We start from the raw sequence: 19528 nt of genomic DNA on the forward strand, positions 1-19528 counted from the left end.
TATGGTCGCTGTGAGAGGATCTCATCTATTAAATCCTAAGGATTTTGAGATTGCACAATGGTGCGCTAACTTAAATGTAGCGGACAACATCAAAACCGGTCTCACCGCCTGTTGGCACTATTCGCAGCAAAAAATCGCGTTGCGTGCCGAGCACCATGCGGAAGAAGCGCATTTGCTGTCTTTCGGCGTGGAAATGGTGGAAATTCTGCACAGTTTGAACATGGATGGCGACAGCCTGCTCACGGCGATGTTATTTCCGATTGTGAACGATCAGCTGGTGGATCTTGCCCAAATTGAAGAAGATTTCGGCGCCAATATCAGTAAACTGGTGAAAGGCGTAATCGAAATGGACAACATCCGCCAACTAAACGTCACCCATTCCGCCAGCAGCCTGCAAGTGGACAACGTGCGCCGTATGTTGCTCGCCATGGTGGACGATTTCCGCTGCGTCATCATTAAACTTGCCGAACGTATCGCCTTCCTGCGCGACGCCGTGGATAACGATTACACCGAAGAACAACGGGTACTTGCCGCCAAAGAATGCGCCAATATTTACGCGCCGCTCGCCAATCGTTTAGGTATCGGACAGCTCAAATGGGAGTTGGAAGATTACTGTTTCCGTTACCTGCATCCGGAACAATACCGCGCCATCGCCAATTTATTACAAGAACGTCGCATCGACCGCGAACAATATATCGCCGATTTCGTTACCGAACTCACGGGTTACTTACAGGAAAACATCAAACAGGTGGAAGTGTACGGTCGCCCGAAACACATTTACAGCATTTGGCGCAAAATGCAGAAAAAGCATCTAGAATTCAGCGACTTGTATGATGTTCGCGCGGTGCGCATTATCGTCCAAAAATTGCAGGATTGTTACACCGCACTTGGCATCGTGCACACCCATTTCAAACACTTGCCGAAAGAATTCGACGATTATGTCGCTAACCCGAAACCAAACGGTTATCAATCCATTCACACCGTGGTGCTCGGCAAAGGCGGCAAGCCGATTGAAGTGCAAATCCGCACGCAACAAATGCACGATGACGCCGAACTTGGCGTAGCGGCGCACTGGAAATACAAAGAAGGCGCCACCGCCGGGCGTTCCGGTTACGAAGAAAAAATCGCCTGGTTGCGCAAACTGTTGGCATGGCAGGACGATATTACCGATTCCGGCGAGGTCATGGCGGAATTGCGCAGCCAAGTGTTCGACGATCGTGTTTATGTGTTTACCCCGAAAGGCGAAGTGGTGGATTTACCGACGGGTTCTACGCCGCTGGATTTCGCCTACGCCATTCACAGCGAAATCGGGCATCGTTGTATCGGCGCCAAAGTGGGCGGGCGCATTGTGCCTTTCACTTATCAGCTTCAAATGGGCGATCAGGTGGACATCATCACCCAGAAAAACCCGAACCCAAGCCGCGACTGGCTAAACCCGAACCTTGGCTTTACCCACACGGCGAAATCCCGTGCGAAAATTCACGCGTGGTTTAAAAAACAGGATCGCGATAAAAATATCCCGGCGGGCAAAGAATTGCTGGAAAGCGAAATCAACCGTTTGGGCATCAGCTTAAAACAGGTGGAACAACAAGCCTTACCGCGCTATAACCTGAAAAATCTGGACGATTTATATGCCGGTATCGGCGGCGGCGATATTCGCATCAGCCCGCTGATTAACTTCCTGCAAAGCAAATTCATCAAAACTTCCGCGCAGGAAGTGGACGAAGAAATTCTGCGCCATGTAAGCAACAAAAGTGCGGTCAATTCTCAGCAAAAATCCGAACGCAAAGACTGCGTTATCGTGGAAGGCGTTGGCAACCTCATGCACCATATCGCTCGCTGCTGCCAACCGATTCCGGGCGACAGCATCGTCGGCTACATCACCATGGGACGCGGCATTTCTATTCACCGCTGTGACTGCGATCAATTCCTCGAATTGCAAGCCGCTCACCCGGAACGCGTGGTGGAATCCCGCTGGGGCGACAATTATTCCAGCGGCTTCCATCTCAACATTCGCATTGTCGCATCCGACCGCAACGGCTTGTTACGCGACATCACCACCGTACTGGCGAATGACAAAATCAGCGTACTCGGCGTGTCCACCCACACGGACAGCAAACGCCAAGTGGCAAACATTGATATGCAAATTGAGCTGAACAACGTGGAAATGTTAAGTAAGATCCTATCCCGTTTGGAAAAACTGGATGACGTGATCGAAGCCAAACGCCTCTAACAAAAAGAAATAAGAATAAGGAAAATCAAATGGATAAAACCACGGGGCTGACCCACTTAATCAAATCCACCCAATATTCCATGAAGGGCTTAAAAAGTGCGGTCAAATATGAAACCGCTTTTCGCCACGAACTTTTTTGCTGCATTTTCATGATTCCGCTGGCGTTATGGCTCGGCGAAAATGCCGTCGAACGCGCCCTGATGATCGGCTCCGTATTACTGGTGTTGGTGGTGGAACTGCTCAACAGCGCCATCGAAGCCGTGGTGGACCGCATCGGCACCGAACGCCACGAACTCTCCGGCCGTGCCAAAGACCAAGGCTCCGCCGCCGTGTTCGTCGCCCTAGTGATCGTGGTGATCACTTGGGGGCTGATGTTGTTTAACTAAAAAACGCTGCCCAAAACGACCGCACTTTTGCAATATCGATGGCGCGCGTTTCCCAACGCGTGCCTTGTTCTATATTGGGCTATAAAGCCTAAGCGCTCAAAAGGAGACAAACATGAACAACACACCACATATCGACACCGTCGTCTTTGATTTAGGCGGCGTTCTGATCGACTGGAATCCGCGCCACTTATACCGCAAAATATTCGGCAACGAAGCGGAAATGGAAACATTTTTAGCGGAAGTATGTAACAGCGAATGGAACGAAAAACAAGACGCCGGACGCCCTTGGACGGAAGGCGTTGCCGAAGCCATCAAACTGCACCCGCATTATGCCGAACAAATCCGCGCCTACCACGAACGCTGGACGGAAACCCTCAACGGCACCATTGACGACACCGTCGCCCTGCTCGAGCCGCTCAAACGCAACGGCATTCGCATTTTGGCGCTGACCAACTGGTCGAACGAAACCTTCCACTTCGCCGAAGAAAGGTTCCCGTTCCTCAGTGAATTTGAAGGCATTCTAGTGTCCGGCTACGAACGGCTGATCAAACCCGACCCGCGCATTTTCAATCTGCTCATCGAACGCTATCACCTCACCCCGCAACACACCGTGTTCATCGACGACAACCTGCGCAACGTGGAAGGCGCCCGCAATGTCGGCTTACACGCCTTACAATTCACCAATGCACAAAAACTGAAGCAGGATTTGAACGCGTTGGGCGTGAAATTCGGCTAAAAACACATAAAAAACAACCGCACTTTTCATAAGAAGGTTGATATGTCAAAGGCACAACAGATTTTAACGTTGCTACAAAATGCTGCGAATCCGGACAAAGCCGTAGAAATGGCGACGTATATGAAAAACCAATTTGAATTTCTCGGCATCCCTACGCCGTTGCGTCGCCAACTTTGCAAGTCGTTATTCAAGGAGGCGAAATCACAGGCTGTCGATTGGGATTTTGTCGAAGCCTGTTGGGAAAGCCCGTATCGTGAGATGCAATATGTTGCCACGGATTATTTGAATGTGTCGGTCGAGCGGCTCGCGCCACAGGATTTATGCAGAATTGAGCGGCTAATTACCCGCAAATCTTGGTGGGACAGTGTCGATGCGTTGGACAAAGTGGTCGGCGGCATTTATTTGAACTTCCCCGAAATCCGTCCGCAATTAATCGCCTGGAGCAAACATGACAATATCTGGCTGCGACGTGTCGCCATTGACTGTCAGCTGTCCTTAAAGCAACAAACGGATCAGGTGTTACTGAGCGAAGTGATTCAAAATAATTTCGGTCAATCGGCGTTTTTCATCAACAAAGCCATCGGCTGGGCGTTGCGCGAATACGGAAAAACCAATCCTGATTGGGTGAAAGATTTCGTGCAACGACACAAAGAAAAAATGGCGCCATTGAGTGTAAGGGAAGCGTTGAAGCGGTTGAAATGAGGAAAAAAAGGACCGCACTTCACCAAAAGTGCGGTCCTTTTTCATTGTGTTTTTACCCTCAGTTCTTTTTAGCCTTTCTTATCCAACACCCGAATATACCGCGTTGCCGATAGCCAAGCGCCGATGTAGCCCATGATAGTGCAAACAATAAGCAGGAAAAGAAATTCGACTAATCCTAAGCCGTTTAAATTAAAGCTAACGGCGAAGATGTCGGTGACGTATTTCACCGCGCCGGTGAAATAGCCGATGGTGAGGCTGCTGAAAAGGCAGGCGAACAAACCGCCGAATACGGCGTAAATCATGCCCGTATAGAGAAACGGGCGGAGGATGAATTGGTCGGTGGCGCCGAGTAATTTCATCACTTCAATGTTCGCTTGATTGCTGTAAACGTCGGCGCGAATGCTGTTGCCGATAACCAAAAAGACCGCAACCGCCATCAACACCGTACAGAAAATCGCCACATGTGCCACTAGCCAGGTGAGCGCGGTGAGTTTTTCCAGCCAGTCGTTATCCAAGCGCACTTCCTGCACGCCTTTGATTTTGTCTAAGGTTTCCCGCAATTCATTGCGTTTTTGTGATTCGTTAAAGGCTTTGGTCGGTTTGATCATCACCACTGCCGGCAGCGGGTTGTCGTCCAACACATCCAGTTCTTCACTAAAGCCCGACCAGTGGCGGAATTCGTTCAAACTTTCCTGACGTGAAATGTAATTCAGCGACTCCACGCCTTCCTGCTGGCGGATTTTTTCCACCACTAAATTGGCGTCGTCTTCCGACAGATTTTTATGCAAATAGACCGTCAGTTCACTTTCCGGATAAAACTGCGTGGTAGCATGATGGATATTTTTCCAAAGTAAGTAACTCACCGTTGGAATGGTTAACGACACAGCAATCACCAACACCGTCAACAGCGTAGCAAACTTGCGTTTCAACAAATCCGCCAGCACCGCACGCAACACATAGGCGCTTTGCACGCCAAAAGGGAAACCCATACGAACACTCATGTTGCCTCCTAGCGTAAATAGCCTTGCTCGAGCACCAAGCAAGGTTTCGGTTTTTGTTGCACGATGCCGATGTCATGAGTCGCGATTAACACTGTCATGCCAAGGCGATTGAATTCTTCAAATAAATTGAAAATTTCCAAGGATAGCGCGCTATCCAAGTTACCCGTTGGTTCATCCGCCAACAAAAGTTGCGGCTTATGCACCACCGCGCGGGCAATATCGATACGCTGCTGTTCCCCACCGGATAAATGCGCCGGCAGATGATTGGCGCGGTCACGCAACCCTACCCGATCCAATGCAGCCAAGGCGCGACTATTGGCGTCTTTCGGGTTTTGTCCGGCAATAATCAACGGCAATGCCACGTTGCCCAACACCGAACGATCGGGCAACAGGCGATAATCCTGATGCACCATGCCAATTTGACGGCGCAAAAACGGCACTTCATGACGGGATAAGCGGGTGATGTCATGCCCGTTAAACCAAATCTGCCCGCCGTTGGCGCGCTCCATGCCCATAATTAATTTCAGCAGGGTACTTTTCCCTGCGCCGGAATGCCCCACCAGGTAGGTCATGCTACCCACCGGTAAATGAAAGCTTAACCCTTGCAGGGCAGGCTTGCCGCCCATATAAGCTTTACTCACATTTGCAAATCGAATCATTTTTCTTCTCTAAAAACACTTTACTTTTTAACCGCACTTTATTCCTCTTCATGAGCAAATAAAGCCTCAATAAATTCTTCTGCGTTGAACTCGCGTAAATCTTCAATTTTTTCGCCCACGCCGATGTAGCGAATCGGCAGGTTGAATTGGTCGGCGATGGCGAAAATCACGCCGCCTTTGGCGGTACCGTCCAGTTTGGTTAGACTAATGCCGGTTAAGCCCACCGCTTCATGGAATAATTTGGCTTGGCTGATGGCGTTTTGACCGGTGCCGGCATCCAGCGTGAGCATGATTTCATGCGGGGCGCTTTCATCGTATTTTTTCATCACGCGGACGATTTTTTTCAGCTCGTCCATCAAGTTATTTTTATTTTGCAGACGGCCGGCGGTGTCGGCGATGAGAATATCGATATTGCGTGCCGCCGCCGATTGCATGGCGTCGAAAATCACTGAAGCAGAATCGGAACCGGTGCTTTGCGCCACCACCGGGATGTGATTGCGTTCGCCCCACACTTGCAACTGCTCTACCGCCGCCGCACGGAAGGTGTCGCCCGCCGCCAGCATGACGGATTTGCCTTCCATCTGGAATTTGCGCGCCAATTTGCCGATAGTAGTGGTTTTACCCACGCCGTTCACGCCCACCATGAGGATCACATAAGGCTTTTTAGAACCGTCGATGTGTAACAGTTGCGCCACCGGTTTTAAAATTTCGCCCATTTCCAGTTTTAATTGCTGATACAAGGCATCGGCGTTCTGCAACTGTTGGCGGGTGGCGTGTTGAGTGAGATTGTTAATAATTTTGGTGGTGGTCGGCACGCCGATGTCGGCGATGAGCAATTGTTCCTCCAACTCTTCGAACAATTCGTCATCGATCTTTTTGCCGAGGAAAAAGCTGCGGAACCCCGCGCCGATGTTTTGTTTGGTTTTCACCAAGCCTTTGAGTAACCGACTGAAAAAACCGCCTTCGCTTGGTTTTTCCTGCGTTTCAACGATGTCGGCGACGGCGCTTTCCTGTTCAGGCGATTCAATTTCGGCGTCAGGCGCAGATTCATGTTGAATTTCCACCGCACTTTCCGTTGGTTCTTCCGCTTCAGTGTCTAAAAGTGCGGTCGGATTTTCCGATGTTTCTTCAATAGATTGAGTCGGCTCATCCGATGGTGCAAGCTCGACTGATGGCGCACGCTTCACAGCGTGTGCCGTATCTTCTTCGGGTTGAGCTATTTCAGGTTGAATGTCAGTGGGTTCAGGCACACGCTGTGAAGCGTGCGCCATCGATGTATCCGTTGGTGTATTTTCGGTCTCTGCTTCATCTAAAAGTGCGGTGTTTTTTTCCGCCGTTTCTTGTCCTGCGTCTTGCGCTTCAGGTTCGTTGGGAAGTTGTTCCGGCGATGCTTGTTCTTTTGGTTCCGCTTCTGTTGATTCTTCCTGCTTATTTTTGCCTAATCCGAACCAAGACCAAAATCCGCCTTTTTTCTTTTCATCCGACATAAATTGCCCACTCTTGTTTAAACTTGATAAAATGCCGCCCATTCTAGCAAAAAAACGCGTAATTTTCCGATTTATATGAAAAAAGCAACAATTCCACAAGGCACGAAAGGCGAGGTACGCATTATCGCCGGATTATGGCGCGGGCGAAAATTGCCGGTACTATCCTCGCAAGGCTTACGCCCGACCGGCGACCGCGTAAAAGAAACCCTGTTTAACTGGCTGATGCCTTATATCGCGGGCAGCGACTGTTTGGATTGTTTTGCCGGTAGCGGTTCTCTCGGCTTTGAGGCCCTTTCGCGCCAAGCAGAGAAAGTCACCTTTCTGGAATTGGAAAAAGCCGTGGCGCAACAATTAAGCAAAAACATTCAAACCCTGAAATGTGCCGACCGCGCCCAAGTGGTGAATCAAAACAGCCTGGCGTTTTTAAATCATCCGCAAAATCAACCGCACTTTGATGTGGTATTCCTTGACCCTCCGTTCCATTTCGACCTTGCCGAACAAGCCGTTGCCCTGTTGGCGCAGAATAATTGGTTGCGCCCGCAAGCCCTGATTTATGTGGAAACGGAAAAAGGCAAAGTGGCGAAGGTGCCGCAAAGCTGGCGTTTATTAAAAGAAAAAGACAGCGGGCAAGTAAGCTATCGGTTGTATCAGGCGGAATGAAAGACTTAAGCAAGTGCGGTTGTTTTTTCGCCTCTTTTTATAACAACTTCTTAAAATTCCCCCATATAAAATAACATCTTGCCCGCAACCTGTTGTTTTTCATGCCGTCAACTCATCGTACTTGTTGATCATGATCACGATTTTTAAACTCTCTATTTGACGACTTTCATCAAATGAATACACTTAGCCATCATGCAAACGTTTGCGACCGTTTTGAATTTTTCGCTGAAACGATTCAAACGTCTAATTTTTACAATAACTTAAAGGAGGTTTGAATGACCCACATTATCGTTGCAACGCACGGTAAGTTTTCGGAAGAAATCGTCAATTCCGCCGCAATGGTGTTTGGCGAAGATGAAAACTGCCATGTTGTCACCTTCCTGCCTGGCGAAGGCGGTGAGCATTTGGTGGAGAAATACAACGCCATTATCGCCACCTTGCCGGAAAACGAGCCGGTGCTGTTTTTGGTGGACTTATTCGGCGGAAGCCCGTATAACGCGGCGGCGCGGGTCGCCACCGGGCGCGAAAATACGGACATCGTCACCGGTATCAGCTTGCCGATGTTGTTGGAAGTGTTGGATGCGAAAGACGGCGCGAGCCTACCGGAATTGGTGGAAACCGCCAAAGAAGTGGGCGTTGCGGCAGTGAAATCTTTCCGTCAACCAAAAGAAGCCCCTCAACCTGCCTCCGCACCGGCGCCCGCCGCCAAACCTGCCGAAACGGAAAAAACACCGGCAAAACCGACCGCACTTTCCGGCAATATGAACATTTCTTTACTGCGTATCGACAGCCGTTTGATTCACGGTCAAGTGGCGACATCTTGGGCGAAAGCGGTGAAATGCGAAGCGATTTTTGCGGTGAACGATGATGTGGCGAACGATCCGTTGCGTCGCGATTTGTTACTTCAAGTCGCCCCGCCGCATTTGAAAGCCTATGTGATTCCTGTGGAGAAAGCCATCAAGGTGTATCACAACCCGAAATACGCGGGCAAAAATATTCTGTGGTTGGTCACCAATCCGTCCGACATCGTGCGTTTAATTGACGGCGGTGTGAAAATCGACAAAGTCAATGTGGGCGGTATGACTTACCGCGAAGGCAATAAATTGCTTTCCCAAGCGGTTGCCGTCAACCCAACCGACGTGGAAGCCTTCAAACAACTTTTGGATAAAGGCGTGGAATTAAGCCTACAACAAGTGGCTGCCAATCCGAAAGTGATGTTGACCCACAAAGAACTTGATGCCGTTAAATTCTAATTAGAGGAACATTTACCATGACAACAATGGAAATTATTTTAGTCACGCTGGTTGCCGCCATTTGCGGTATGGGAAGCGTGTTGGACGAACGTCAAACCCACCGTCCGTTGGTCGCCTGTACCTTGATCGGGCTGGTGTTGGGTGATTTGGAAACCGGCATCATCGTCGGCGGTACGTTAGAATTGGTCGCCCTCGGCTGGATGAACGTGGGCGCGGCAATGGCGCCAGATGCGGCGCTCGCCAGTGTGATCGCGGCGATTTTGGTGATCAAAGGCGGTCAAGACAAAGGTAGCGCCTTAGCCATCGCCATTCCGGTGGCGGCGGCAGGTCAGGTGTTAACCATTTTTGTGCGTACGCTCACCATCTTCCTGCAACACAAAGCCGATGATTACGCGGCGCAAGCCAATTTCCGCGGCATTGAGTTCTGTCACTTCGCCGGTCTTTCCCTGCAAGCCTTACGCGTTGCCATTCCGGCATTCTTCGTCGCCCTTGTGGCAGGCACAGACACCGTGACCCACGCGCTTAACTCCATTCCGGAAGTAGTGACCCGCGGGTTGCAAATCGCCGGGGGCTTTATCGTGGTGGTCGGTTATGCCATGGTTATCAACATGATGCGCGCCGGTGCGTTAATGCCGTTCTTCTTCTTGGGCTTCGTGATTGCCTCTTTCTCCGGCTACAACTTGGTGGGCTTGGGTATTTTAGGTACTTGCTTGGCAATCCTCTACATTCAATTAAACCCGCGTTTTAATCAAGCGGCATTGCCACAAAGCACGGCAAAACGCGAATTAGCCGATGATGAACTTGAAGGACTTTAAGAAGGAACAGATCATGACTGAACAAAATAAACTTGCTTTAACCAAAAAAGACATTCGCAGCACCTACTGGCGTTCAACCTTCTTATTAGGTTCATTCAACTTTGAACGTATGCAGGCAATGGGCTTCTGCGTTTCCATGATTCCGGCGATCAAACGCCTGTACAGCAAAAAAGAAGACCAAGCGGCAGCGTTAAAACGCCACTTGGAATTCTTCAACACCCAGCCTTGGGTTGCCTCTTCCATTATCGGCGTAACGGCGGCGATGGAACAAGAACGTGCCAACGGCGCGAAAGACATTGACGACGCGGCAATCAGCGGCGTGAAAGTCGGTCTGATGGGGCCGCTTGCCGGTGTGGGCGACCCGATTTTCTGGGGCACATTACGTCCGGTATTGGCGGCGCTCGGCGCAGGCTTGGCCATTACCGGCAGCTTACTGGGACCGTTGTTGTTCTTTATCGGTATCAACCTTTGCCGCGCTTTAACCCGTTGGTATGGTTTTAAATACGGCTACGAGAAAGGTACCGAAATCGTCAACGACATGGGCGGCGGCCGCCTACAAAAACTGACGCAGGGGGCGTCTATCCTCGGTCTCTTTGTGATGGGTTCGCTGGTGTCGAAATGGACCAGCATCAACATCCCGTTGGAACTGTCACGCTATAAAAACCAAATGGGCGAAGAAGTAGTCACCACCGTGCAAAGCGTATTAAACGACTTGCTCCCGGGCTTGGCGGCACTCTTACTCACTTTCTTGTGTATGTATTTGTTACGTAAGAAAATCAACGCCATGTATATCATCTTCGCGCTGTTCGGCGTGGGTATCGTCGGCTACCATTTTGGTGTGTTGGCGTAAATTAAAACTAGCGCGCCTTCTAAATAATCTTGCCTTCCCCTGCTTGCGGGGGAAGGTGCCCGAAGGGCGGAAGGGGGCAAAATCCCCCCTCAGCCTGCGGCAGCTCCCCCGTAAACGGAGGGAGCAAAGAACTAGATTTTTAAATAACCATAGCCAAAAGACGCGCGCCATCAATCTGTCCATCAACTCAATCTTCAATCAGCGGATTTTCAATGAAACTCAAAGATCTCGTCAAAGCCCCGCCCGCCGAAGGCTACATCAAAAATTCATCGAATTTAGTGACCGCACTTTTCATTCTGGCGGGCATGCTTTACTATCCCACCAACGGCTACGGTGCGGTGATCGCCCTTGCCATCGCGCTGATCGTCCTTATCGGGCAGAAAATGCTTATCGGGCAAGCCAATAAAGATTTTGCGGAGATGCAATTTGCCGAAAAACAATTCGCGCAAACACAAAATGTGGATTATGTACGCTTTATTCAGGCGCGCGCCATACAAATTCTGAAGGACAACAAGGTGTTATCGGAAAAAGGCAAGAAAGAACTCACCCGCTTGCTCAAGTTCGCCGACTCCACACTGGAGGAAAACGCGATGCCGAAGCCCCAATACAAAGCCGTGTTCAGCGACATTGACGGCACGTTACTCAACAGCCAACATCAGATTACGCCGAAAACGGAAGACGCCATCAAAAACGTGCTGAAACAGGGCGTTCCGTTTATTCCCGTTTCCGCCCGTCCGCCTTACGCCATCACGCCTTACACGGAACAGCTTGGTTCGCAACACGGCATGATTTGTTACAGCGGCGCGTTAATTTTAGATAAAAATCTGACCGCACTTTACAGCGTAATTCTGGAAGCGCAGGACTTACAAAAACTTAATGAACGGTTAGACGATTTTTCCCACCTTTCCATCAGCTATTACGCCGGTTTGGATTGGTTCTGTAACGATGTGAACAATGAATGGATCAAACAGGAAAGCGATATTACCGGCTTAACTGCCCAGCCCTTGCCGAGCAACCTCACGGAAGTGCATAAAATATTAGTCATGGGCAGCGCGGAAGACATTCAAACGGTGGAGCCCGTGCTGAAACATGCCCTGCCGCACTTGAGCATTCACCGCTCCAAAGACGAATATTTGGAAATCATGAACCCCGCCGCCACCAAAGCCAAAGCCATTCAATTTATGGAGCAACATCTGGGTATCAACGCCGAGCAAGTCATCGCCTTCGGCGACAACTTCAACGACCTCGATATGTTGCAATACGCAGGCTTAAGCATCGCCATGGGCAACGCCCCCGATGCCGTGAAGCAAGCGGCAAAAGAAGTCACCGCCGACAACAACGCAGACGGCATCGCTTTGGTGCTGAATCGGGAATTTGAGCAATAAGATTTCCAAAATTTATCGTGAGAAATAACCGCACTTTTGGGCTTTGGGCTTAAAGTGCGGTTATTTTTTTACATGTTTCCCGCTAGTCTAAAATCAACCTCAACTATCAATATAGAATTTTCAATCGTCAAATATTATCAATTTAATAGATTGAGAACTTTTTGCCGGCATTTATAATTTTTGCCAATCAATCATCCGTAAAAAACGAATATTTTTTTACTCTACTACTCAAAAAATAAGGAAACGATTATGTCAGCAAAATGCCCTTTTGATCATAGCTCTGCCACATTAACTACCGCTGCCGGTGCGCCGGTGGTGGATAATGACAACACCATGAGCGCCGGTGCACACGGTCCGTTACTGTTACAAGATGTCTGGTATCAGGAAAAACTGGCGCACTTTGCCCGTGAGCGCATTCCTGAACGTGTGGTGCACGCCAAAGGTTCCGCCGCCTTCGGTACGTTTACCGTCACCCACGACATCACCCAATACACTAAAGCTGCGCTGTTCAGCGAAGTAGGCAAACAAACTGACGTGCTGTTGCGCTTCTCCACTGTTGCCGGCGAACGCGGTGCCGCCGATGCGGAACGCGATGTGCGCGGTTTCTCGTTAAAATTCTACACCGAACAAGGCAACTGGGATTTGGTGGGCAACAACACACCGGTGTTCTTCATTCGCGACCCGCTCAAATTCCCGGACTTCATTCACACCCAAAAACGCAACCCGCAAACCAACTTGCGCGACGCCACCGCCGCGTGGGATTTCTGGTCTCACCATCCGGAATCCATGCACCAAATTATGATTTTATTTAGCGATCGCGGCATTCCCGCAAGTTTCCGCAACATGAACGGCTACGGCAGCCACACTTACAGCTTTATCAACGCCGACAACCAACGTTTCTGGGTGAAATTCCACTTCAAAACCCAACAAGGCCATAAATTCTTAACCAATGCAGAAGCGGAAAAAGTGGTGGGCGCAGATCGTGAATCCAACCAACGGGATTTATATGACGCCATCGCCCAAGGCGATTTCCCGCGCTGGAACGTGCAAATTCAAATCATGCCGGAAGCGGACGCGGCAAAACACAATTACAGCTTTGACTTAACCAAAGTGTGGCCGCACAAGGATTACCCGATGATTGATGTGGGCGTGTTGGAGCTTAACCGCAACCCGCAAAACTATTTTGCCGAAGTGGAACAAGCGGCATTCGCACCGAACAACAACGTGCCGGGCATCGGCTTCTCCCCTGACCGCATGTTGCAAGGACGTTTGTTCTCTTATCAAGACGCGCAACGTTACCGCTTAGGCGTAAATCACCACCAAATCCCGGTGAACGCGCCGAAATGCCCGTATCACACCACCCATCGCGACGGCGCAATGCGCGTGGACAACAACGGCGGCGCACACCCTAACTATGCCCCGAACCGCTTTGACACCTACGTGCCAACTCACGACCAAGGCCCGTCATTGCAACTGGAACGCGAAGGCGCGCACTTCAACTTCCGCGACTACGACGAAGACTACTACTCACAACCGGCAGCACTTTACGCCATCATGGACACCGCCCAACGTGATCGCCTCGCCGGCAACTTCGCCGCCAGCCTGGCGGAAGTGACCGATTCAAGCGTCGTCAAACGTCAACTGGCACACTTTGAGAAGGTAAACACGGAATTAGCCAACGCCATCCGCGCCAAATTAGCCTAATTCAAATTTAACACGAGAAATGACCGCACTTTTCAGCCTAAAGTGTGGTTATTTTTTTAGGTAGATTTCAGTTTCCTTAGAAAAAGTGTAGTGAGATTGCATTTTTTCGTTGGAAAAAATGTGGTGATATGACATTTTTTCCTTAGAAAAAATGTCATCACTGCGTTAGAATAGCGAAAAATCGAACGAAAGGATCAACGATGAAACGCTATATCTTAGACTTATTGCAACAGTGGAAAATCAAGCCCAATCGTAAGCCATTGATTATTCAAGGCGCACGGCAAGTAGGCAAAACCTGGGCTATGAAACATTTCGGCGAGCAAGTCTTTGAGCAAACCGCTTATATTAACTTCGACAATAACCCGCGCATGAAAACCCTGTTTGAGGGCGATTACAACATCGATCGTTTAATCCTCGGTTTGAAGATCGAAAGTGGCGTGGATATTCAGGCGGAAAATACGCTGATCATTTTTGATGAAATCCAAGAAGTGCCGCAGGCGCTTTCCTCCCTTAAATATTTCTATGAAAACGCACCGCACTTTTATATCGTTGCCGCCGGTTCATTGCTCGGCGTGTCACTGCATCATCAAGTGTCTTTTCCCGTGGGGAAAGTGGATTTTCTGCAGATTTACCCGATGGATTTTCGTGAATTTTTACTTGCCATGGACAAACAGGATCTCGTGCAATTGCTGGAAATGCGCGATTGGGCGTTAATCAGCGCAATGAAATCCGCTTATATTGATTTATTGCGTCAATACTATTTTGTGGGCGGGATGCCGGAAGCGGTGAAAACCTTTGTGGAAACCCAGAACCTGAACGAAGTGCGGCAAATTCAACGTAATTTGTTGATGGCATACGAACAGGATTTTTCCAAACATATTCGCGACGGACAAACAGTGCAACGGGTGCGTGCACTATGGAACAGCATTCCGGAACAACTGGCGAAAGAAAATAAAAAATTCGTCTATTCCCAACTGCAAAAAGGCGCGCGCAGCAAGGATTACGAAATCGCCCTGCAATGTCTGAAAGACAGCGGTTTGGTGCACGCCGTGCCGCGCATTAAAAAACCGCATTTACCGCTCACCGCCTATCAAGACAATGCGTTCAAATTATTCAGCCTGGATGTGGGCTTGCTCGCCGCGCAAAGCTATTTAGACCCGACCGTGTTATTGGAAGGCAATCGTCTCTTTACCGAATTCAAAGGTGCGCTCACGGAACAATATGTTCTGCAACAACTCCTCGTGCTACAAGACAATCCCGTGTTCTACTGGGCGACGGAAAAAGGCACGGCAGAAGTGGATTTTGTGCTGCAACAAGGGCAGGACATCACTCCAATCGAAGTGAAAGCCGAAGAAAACCTCAAAGCCAAAAGTTTGAAAGTCTATGTAGATCAATTCCAACCGAAACGCGCCTTACGGTTTTCCATGGCGGATTATAAGGAGCAGGATTGGGTGGTGAATGTGCCGTTGTATGGGGTACAATTTATAAAAAAGACTATTTTCAGAGAATAAATATGAAAAAATATATTATTAATAATGTTAGTGATTTAATACAAATACTTAATCAACTTGGAAATCCAGAGCAAGGTAAAATGCGTTTTTTCCGTGGACAAGCTGATAAGAGCTGGAAAATACAACCAAGTATTTTTCGCAGTCCAAATCTTATTAGAAATGAAGATAAAATTATAAAAGACACATTCACAAGCTGTCCTGATGATTTTTTACCAAGTGATACTCTTTTTGAAAAATTAGTTAAATTACAACATTATGGCTGTAAAACAAGATTGCTTGATTTAACTACCAATGCCTTAGTTGCGCTGTATTTTGCGTGTGTAGAAACATCACATCATAATAAAGATGGTGAATTAATTATCTTAGATATTCCAAATGAATACATTAAGTATTCAGATAGTGATACGGTCTCAATATTATCTGCTATTAGCATACGACCCAATGATTTCAATATTAAAGATTGCACAAATAATGCATCGATAACTCAAAGAATGAAAGAGTCCGAATATGTCATGAACAATTATGAGCGCCTTAAGAATTTTAAAAAATTTAAAGATACATTATCTAGTATTGGTCATGAAATTAATATGAGTCAGAATGATTATGAAGATCTCATTTTCGCTGCATCTAAGGAAGAGGGAGAAAATGCCTTTTTAAATTCTTTTAATGAGCAAAAAGAAATACTGGCGTTAACTCACGATATTAGAGCAGATAAGCCAAGTTTTAGACCTGTTATTAATCATAAGGATTTTAATAAGATACTTTGTGTAAAAGCAAAATTAAATAATGCAAGAATCGTAAGGCAGCAAGGATGCTTTTTATTGTATGGGATGAATCATAATAAATTGACACCGCCCTCAATTCCCAATGAATGGATTAGAAAATCCGGTAAACAAAAATTTATTATAAGAAACAAAGAAAATATCATAAAAGAGTTGGAATTATTTGGGGTTAGCACCCAAACACTATTCCCTGAATTAGAGAAACAAGCCACAGAAATAGTATCTAAATATAATATCTAATGCTGGCGCAAGCGTCCTTCGCTTGTGCCAACTCCCCAAACACCAGCGTAGACGCTGGCGCTATCAAAACAACATCAAAAACACCTAAAAATCCCACCGCACTTTCCCCAAAAAGTGCGGTGATTTTTTCCAACGTTTTTACGGTGACAATCTCACGTTTTTCCATTCTCCGTTTTCCAACAGATAACAGATACGGTCATGTAGGCGGCTGGGTCTGCCTTGCCAGAATTCGATGCGGTCGGGGGTGACGAGGTAGCCGCCCCAGTGTTCCGGGCGGGGGACGTTGAGGGGGTGTTGGGCGGCGATGAGGGCGGCTTTGGCAAGTAAGGATTTGTAGCCGGAAATGACCGCACTTTGTTCGCTTGCCCAGGCGCCGACGCGGCTGGTGTAAGGGCGGCTGGCGAAATAGGCGTCGGATTGTTCGGCGGGGATTTTTTCCGCTTTGCCTTCAATGCGTACGGAGCGTTCCAGTTCCGGCCAGAAGAAAGTTAAGGCGACGAAAGGCTGTTGTTCGATGGCGCGCCCTTTGCGGCTGTGGTAGTTGGTGAAAAACACAAAACCCTGCGCGTTCACTTCTTTTAATAGCACCATGCGACTGCTTGGTCTCCCGTCTTCGTTGACGGTGGCGAGGTTCATCGCCGTGGGTTCGTTGACCTGCGCTTTGATGGCGTCCTCCAGCCAATGTTCAAATTGCGTGATGGGATTGGGGCGACATTCCCGTTGCGACAGCACTTTTTTGCGGTATTCTTCGCGAATGTTATGTAAGTCCATTGTCTCTCCTTATTGATTTGCCTTGGCACTGTCACACTATAACAAAATACGCCCATGGGTAATAAGGGATTTTGCTATCTGTGACAAATGTCACTTTTTTAACATTTATTTTGTACTATGCTAACCAAAATAAGTTTTGTTATTTAAATCACAAAAAATAAGGAGAAGACGATGGGTATTTTTAGTGTCCCGCCGGATTTGCCGGTGACGAAAAGCAAGGAAGAAATCGACAAAACGTACCGCTATTGGCGTATGCACCTGATGATCACCAGTTATATCGGCTATGCGGTGTTTTATTTTACGCGCAAGAGTTTTAACTTCGTGATGCCGGCGATGTTGACGGATTTGGGGTTGCAAAAAACCGATATCGGGATCATGGGAACGGCGTTTTATTTGACTTACGGCGTGTCGAAATTCTTATCGGGCGTGTTGGGCGACCGCTCGAATCCGCGCTATTTTATGGGGATCGGTTTAATGATGACCGGCGTGGTAAACATTCTGTTCGGTATGAGCTCTTCGGTGTTTATGTTCATCACCCTTTGGATGATTAATGCGTTTTTCCAAGGCTGGGGCTGGCCGCCTTGTTCTAAAATTCTGAACACGTGGTATTCGCGCAATGAGCGAGGTTTGTGGTGGGCGGTTTGGAACACCTCCCATAACCTCGGCGGCGCGTTGATCCCGTTGCTCGCCGGTGCGGTGACGCTCTATTGGGGCTGGCGCTACGGCATGATCGTGCCGGGGATTATCGCCTGTGTAATCGGTTTCGCGCTCTGCTTCCTGTTGCGCGACCGCCCGGCTTCCATGGGTTTGCCGACGGTGGGTGAATGGCGTAACGACATCGCGGAAAAAGAACATGAAAGCGAAGGCGTGGGTTTGTCCAACTGGGAAATTCTGAAAACCTACGTGTTCAAAAATACCATTATTTGGGCGCTTGCGTTCTCTTGGTGTTTTATTTACATGATTCGCACGGGCATTAACGACTGGGGCAATTTATATTTAACGGAAACCCACGGCTACGATTTACTCAAAGCCAACGCGGCAGTGTCTTTCTTTGAAGTCGGCGGGTTCTTAGGTGCGTTATTTGCCGGTTGGGGTTCCGATAAATTCTTCCACGGCAACCGTACGCAAATGAACATTATTTATGTGTTGGGCATCATCTCCGTATCCCTCGCCTTGTGGTTTATTCCAAGCGATAACTATTTCGTGATGAGCACGCTGTTCTTCTTAATGGGCTTCTTCATCTTCGGGCCACAATTCCTGATTGCCATGGCTGCCGCTGAAAACTCCCACAAATATGCCTCCGGCTCCGCCACCGGCTTTGTGAGCTTGTTCGCCTATATCGGCGCAGCTGCCGCCGGTGTGCCGTTGGCGTGGATTATTAAAACCTTACACTGGAACGGCTTCTTCGGCAGCCTGTTCATTGTATCCTTAGGCTGTGCCTTGTTGCTCGTGTTGGTGTATTTCTTACAACGCCGTAAAAATAACGCAAAAGCGTAAAGACAAAAAGTGCGGTGAAAAAACACTTGGATTTTCGACCGCACTTTTATCTATGCTGCTTTGTATTGTTATGTGTTTATAGCGTTTGAAGCCATAATGGGTTAATTAAAAACAAGGTATGGGTTTTATTTTTTCTTTCTCCTCCTTCTTCCTGCTGAAATAATTGACCAAAAGAATGTGACGATAACAAGGACAATCGCCACACTAAACATGATTCCAATCACGTCATGGAAGAAAAAGCGTTCCAGCACCGGTTGCGTAAAAATCCCCTTGGCGTATTTGATAATGAAGGCAATACTGTAAATCCATAACCCCCAAGTAAGCAGATCCAGGATAAAGTTTTTCACCAACATTTTGAAAGATAAGCGATCGCTTTTATCAATCACCATCAATTTTTGTAATTCATCTGACGACGACATGGCTATACTCCTCTGTCCGGGCTGGTCCAGACGGCAAATTTCGATTTATTGCGGAAAATCGCTTTCGGGATGCCGACCAATAATGTCACTGTATTTAATAGCCAGTAAATGTAAGGATACCAAATACAGGATAAACCATAGCGTAGTAAGTCCCGCTCATAGCGTGAGTCGATATATAAACTTAACAAACACTGTAAAAAGAAGGCAAAGAACATAATGGAAATATTGGTTTCAAACAGCCCGATATTTTCAATATCAATGCCGAAAATGAATTTTTGCGCCAAGGTAACGATGGCGAACAGCACCCAAAGCACCGCCCAAATGACCGTCACGAAATATTCAATGTACATCGGCCATAGGCGACGATTGCGCCAATGCCAGACCTGTGGGAAATATTTCATGATGGTTTCCGCGCCACCCTGCGCCCAACGTAAACG

19 protein-coding genes and 1 pseudogene are annotated in these 19528 nt (G+C 48.3%); 13 read left to right on the forward strand and 7 right to left on the reverse strand.

The window, feature by feature from the left end:
• Nucleotide 1: 1 nt before the first annotated feature.
• From relA to DK430_RS11105, 4 genes are all read left to right on the forward strand, one after another.
• The gene (relA, locus tag DK430_RS11090; protein ID WP_109079123.1) at nucleotides 2–2233 is read left to right on the forward strand and encodes a GTP diphosphokinase; all 2232 of its coding nucleotides are present in this window, start codon (nucleotides 2–4) and stop codon (nucleotides 2231–2233) included.
• A gap of 29 nt (nucleotides 2234–2262) precedes the next feature.
• Nucleotides 2263–2619, forward strand: a complete 357-nt coding sequence (locus DK430_RS11095; RefSeq protein ID WP_109079124.1) for a diacylglycerol kinase — start codon at nucleotides 2263–2265, stop codon at nucleotides 2617–2619.
• Nucleotides 2620–2731: 112 nt separating this feature from the next.
• Complete coding sequence (locus DK430_RS11100; protein ID WP_109079125.1) at nucleotides 2732–3355, forward strand: HAD family hydrolase; 624 nt, start codon at nucleotides 2732–2734, stop codon at nucleotides 3353–3355.
• 42 nt (nucleotides 3356–3397) lie between these two features.
• A complete protein-coding gene (locus tag DK430_RS11105; RefSeq protein WP_109079126.1) occupies nucleotides 3398–4057 on the forward strand; it encodes a DNA alkylation repair protein in 660 nt (219 codons plus the stop codon).
• Nucleotides 4058–4125: 68 nt separating this feature from the next.
• On the opposite strand, the gene ftsX is transcribed toward DK430_RS11105, so the two are convergent.
• The 3 genes from ftsX to ftsY are packed head-to-tail and all read right to left on the reverse strand — an operon-like array spanning nucleotide 4126 to nucleotide 7204.
• The gene (ftsX, locus tag DK430_RS11110; protein ID WP_109079127.1) at nucleotides 4126–5058 is read right to left on the reverse strand and encodes a permease-like cell division protein FtsX; all 933 of its coding nucleotides are present in this window, start codon (nucleotides 5056–5058) and stop codon (nucleotides 4126–4128) included.
• Between the two features lie 8 nt (nucleotides 5059–5066).
• On the reverse strand, nucleotides 5067–5717 hold the full coding sequence (gene ftsE, locus DK430_RS11115) for a cell division ATP-binding protein FtsE (RefSeq protein ID WP_109079128.1): 651 nt from the start codon (nucleotides 5715–5717) through the stop codon (nucleotides 5067–5069).
• A 38-nt stretch (nucleotides 5718–5755) separates the two neighbouring features.
• Nucleotides 5756–7204, reverse strand: coding sequence for a signal recognition particle-docking protein FtsY (gene ftsY, locus DK430_RS11120; RefSeq protein WP_109079142.1), 1449 nt, complete (start codon nucleotides 7202–7204; stop codon nucleotides 5756–5758).
• Nucleotides 7205–7279: 75 nt separating this feature from the next.
• Between ftsY and rsmD the strand changes: the two genes are divergently transcribed.
• The 8 genes from rsmD (at nucleotide 7280) to DK430_RS11160 (ending at nucleotide 16404) form a co-directional block, all read left to right on the forward strand.
• Nucleotides 7280–7864 carry a 16S rRNA (guanine(966)-N(2))-methyltransferase RsmD gene (gene rsmD / locus DK430_RS11125; protein WP_109079129.1) on the forward strand — a complete coding sequence of 195 codons (585 nt, stop codon included), beginning with the start codon at nucleotides 7280–7282 and terminating at the stop codon, nucleotides 7862–7864.
• 275 nt (nucleotides 7865–8139) lie between these two features.
• Nucleotides 8140–9117: a mannose/fructose/sorbose PTS transporter subunit IIB gene (locus DK430_RS11130; RefSeq protein WP_109079130.1), complete on the forward strand. Its 978-nt coding sequence runs from the start codon at nucleotides 8140–8142 to the stop codon at nucleotides 9115–9117.
• Between the two features lie 17 nt (nucleotides 9118–9134).
• Nucleotides 9135–9932, forward strand: a complete 798-nt coding sequence (locus tag DK430_RS11135; protein WP_109079131.1) for a PTS mannose/fructose/sorbose transporter subunit IIC — start codon at nucleotides 9135–9137, stop codon at nucleotides 9930–9932.
• Nucleotides 9933–9945: 13 nt separating this feature from the next.
• A complete protein-coding gene (gene manZ / locus DK430_RS11140) occupies nucleotides 9946–10782 on the forward strand; it encodes a PTS mannose transporter subunit IID (RefSeq protein WP_109079132.1) in 837 nt (278 codons plus the stop codon).
• A 212-nt stretch (nucleotides 10783–10994) separates the two neighbouring features.
• On the forward strand, nucleotides 10995–12167 hold the full coding sequence (locus DK430_RS11145; RefSeq protein ID WP_109079133.1) for a Cof-type HAD-IIB family hydrolase: 1173 nt from the start codon (nucleotides 10995–10997) through the stop codon (nucleotides 12165–12167).
• Between the two features lie 249 nt (nucleotides 12168–12416).
• Nucleotides 12417–13871 (forward strand): catalase, encoded by a 1455-nt coding sequence (locus DK430_RS11150; protein WP_109079134.1) that lies wholly within the window; start codon nucleotides 12417–12419, stop codon nucleotides 13869–13871.
• A gap of 200 nt (nucleotides 13872–14071) precedes the next feature.
• Nucleotides 14072–15382: an ATP-binding protein gene (locus DK430_RS11155; protein WP_109079135.1), complete on the forward strand. Its 1311-nt coding sequence runs from the start codon at nucleotides 14072–14074 to the stop codon at nucleotides 15380–15382.
• A gap of 2 nt (nucleotides 15383–15384) precedes the next feature.
• A complete protein-coding gene (locus tag DK430_RS11160; protein WP_109079136.1) occupies nucleotides 15385–16404 on the forward strand; it encodes an FRG domain-containing protein in 1020 nt (339 codons plus the stop codon).
• Here the strand turns inward: DK430_RS11160 and DK430_RS13225 are convergent.
• Complete coding sequence (locus DK430_RS13225; protein WP_162616842.1) at nucleotides 16388–16570, reverse strand: hypothetical protein; 183 nt, start codon at nucleotides 16568–16570, stop codon at nucleotides 16388–16390. The genes DK430_RS11160 and DK430_RS13225 overlap by 17 nt on opposite strands.
• Nucleotides 16543–17175, reverse strand: a complete 633-nt coding sequence (pdxH, locus tag DK430_RS11170) for a pyridoxamine 5'-phosphate oxidase (protein ID WP_109079137.1) — start codon at nucleotides 17173–17175, stop codon at nucleotides 16543–16545. The genes DK430_RS13225 and pdxH overlap by 28 nt, the downstream gene beginning before the upstream one ends.
• Nucleotides 17176–17346: 171 nt before the next feature.
• Between pdxH and uhpC the strand changes: the two genes are divergently transcribed.
• Nucleotides 17347–18672 (forward strand): MFS transporter family glucose-6-phosphate receptor UhpC, encoded by a 1326-nt coding sequence (gene uhpC / locus DK430_RS11175; protein WP_109079138.1) that lies wholly within the window; start codon nucleotides 17347–17349, stop codon nucleotides 18670–18672.
• Nucleotides 18673–18797: 125 nt separating this feature from the next.
• Here uhpC and DK430_RS11180 read toward each other — a convergent pair whose 3' ends face one another.
• Complete coding sequence (locus DK430_RS11180) at nucleotides 18798–19091, reverse strand: HmsD (RefSeq protein WP_109079139.1); 294 nt, start codon at nucleotides 19089–19091, stop codon at nucleotides 18798–18800.
• 2 nt (nucleotides 19092–19093) lie between these two features.
• Nucleotides 19094–19528 (reverse strand): annotated as a pseudogene (locus DK430_RS11185) (poly-beta-1,6-N-acetyl-D-glucosamine synthase); the annotation flags it as partial.

The sequence above is a fragment of the Aggregatibacter kilianii genome, assembly GCF_003129965.1.
In the GTDB taxonomy this organism is placed as follows: domain Bacteria; phylum Pseudomonadota; class Gammaproteobacteria; order Enterobacterales; family Pasteurellaceae; genus Aggregatibacter; species Aggregatibacter kilianii_A.

What these genes read in the sequence shown, in the direction of transcription:
- pdxH (WP_109079137.1), bottom strand. Translation starts at nt 17,175, where the DNA reads ATGGACTTACATAACATTCGCGAAGAATACCGCAAAAAAGTGCTGTCG.
- ftsX (WP_109079127.1), bottom strand. Translation starts at nt 5,058, where the DNA reads ATGAGTGTTCGTATGGGTTTCCCTTTTGGCGTGCAAAGCGCCTATGTG.
- ftsY (WP_109079142.1), bottom strand. Translation starts at nt 7,204, where the DNA reads ATGTCGGATGAAAAGAAAAAAGGCGGATTTTGGTCTTGGTTCGGATTA.
- DK430_RS11105 (WP_109079126.1), top strand. Translation starts at nt 3,398, where the DNA reads ATGTCAAAGGCACAACAGATTTTAACGTTGCTACAAAATGCTGCGAAT.
- rsmD (WP_109079129.1), top strand. Translation starts at nt 7,280, where the DNA reads ATGAAAAAAGCAACAATTCCACAAGGCACGAAAGGCGAGGTACGCATT.
- manZ (WP_109079132.1), top strand. Translation starts at nt 9,946, where the DNA reads ATGACTGAACAAAATAAACTTGCTTTAACCAAAAAAGACATTCGCAGC.
- DK430_RS11155 (WP_109079135.1), top strand. Translation starts at nt 14,072, where the DNA reads ATGAAACGCTATATCTTAGACTTATTGCAACAGTGGAAAATCAAGCCC.
- DK430_RS11135 (WP_109079131.1), top strand. Translation starts at nt 9,135, where the DNA reads ATGACAACAATGGAAATTATTTTAGTCACGCTGGTTGCCGCCATTTGC.
- DK430_RS11130 (WP_109079130.1), top strand. Translation starts at nt 8,140, where the DNA reads ATGACCCACATTATCGTTGCAACGCACGGTAAGTTTTCGGAAGAAATC.
- uhpC (WP_109079138.1), top strand. Translation starts at nt 17,347, where the DNA reads ATGGGTATTTTTAGTGTCCCGCCGGATTTGCCGGTGACGAAAAGCAAG.
- ftsE (WP_109079128.1), bottom strand. Translation starts at nt 5,717, where the DNA reads ATGATTCGATTTGCAAATGTGAGTAAAGCTTATATGGGCGGCAAGCCT.
- DK430_RS11180 (WP_109079139.1), bottom strand. Translation starts at nt 19,091, where the DNA reads ATGTCGTCGTCAGATGAATTACAAAAATTGATGGTGATTGATAAAAGC.
- DK430_RS11150 (WP_109079134.1), top strand. Translation starts at nt 12,417, where the DNA reads ATGTCAGCAAAATGCCCTTTTGATCATAGCTCTGCCACATTAACTACC.
- relA (WP_109079123.1), top strand. Translation starts at nt 2, where the DNA reads ATGGTCGCTGTGAGAGGATCTCATCTATTAAATCCTAAGGATTTTGAG.
- DK430_RS11160 (WP_109079136.1), top strand. Translation starts at nt 15,385, where the DNA reads ATGAAAAAATATATTATTAATAATGTTAGTGATTTAATACAAATACTT.
- DK430_RS13225 (WP_162616842.1), bottom strand. Translation starts at nt 16,570, where the DNA reads ATGGAAAAACGTGAGATTGTCACCGTAAAAACGTTGGAAAAAATCACC.
- DK430_RS11145 (WP_109079133.1), top strand. Translation starts at nt 10,995, where the DNA reads ATGAAACTCAAAGATCTCGTCAAAGCCCCGCCCGCCGAAGGCTACATC.
- DK430_RS11100 (WP_109079125.1), top strand. Translation starts at nt 2,732, where the DNA reads ATGAACAACACACCACATATCGACACCGTCGTCTTTGATTTAGGCGGC.
- DK430_RS11095 (WP_109079124.1), top strand. Translation starts at nt 2,263, where the DNA reads ATGGATAAAACCACGGGGCTGACCCACTTAATCAAATCCACCCAATAT.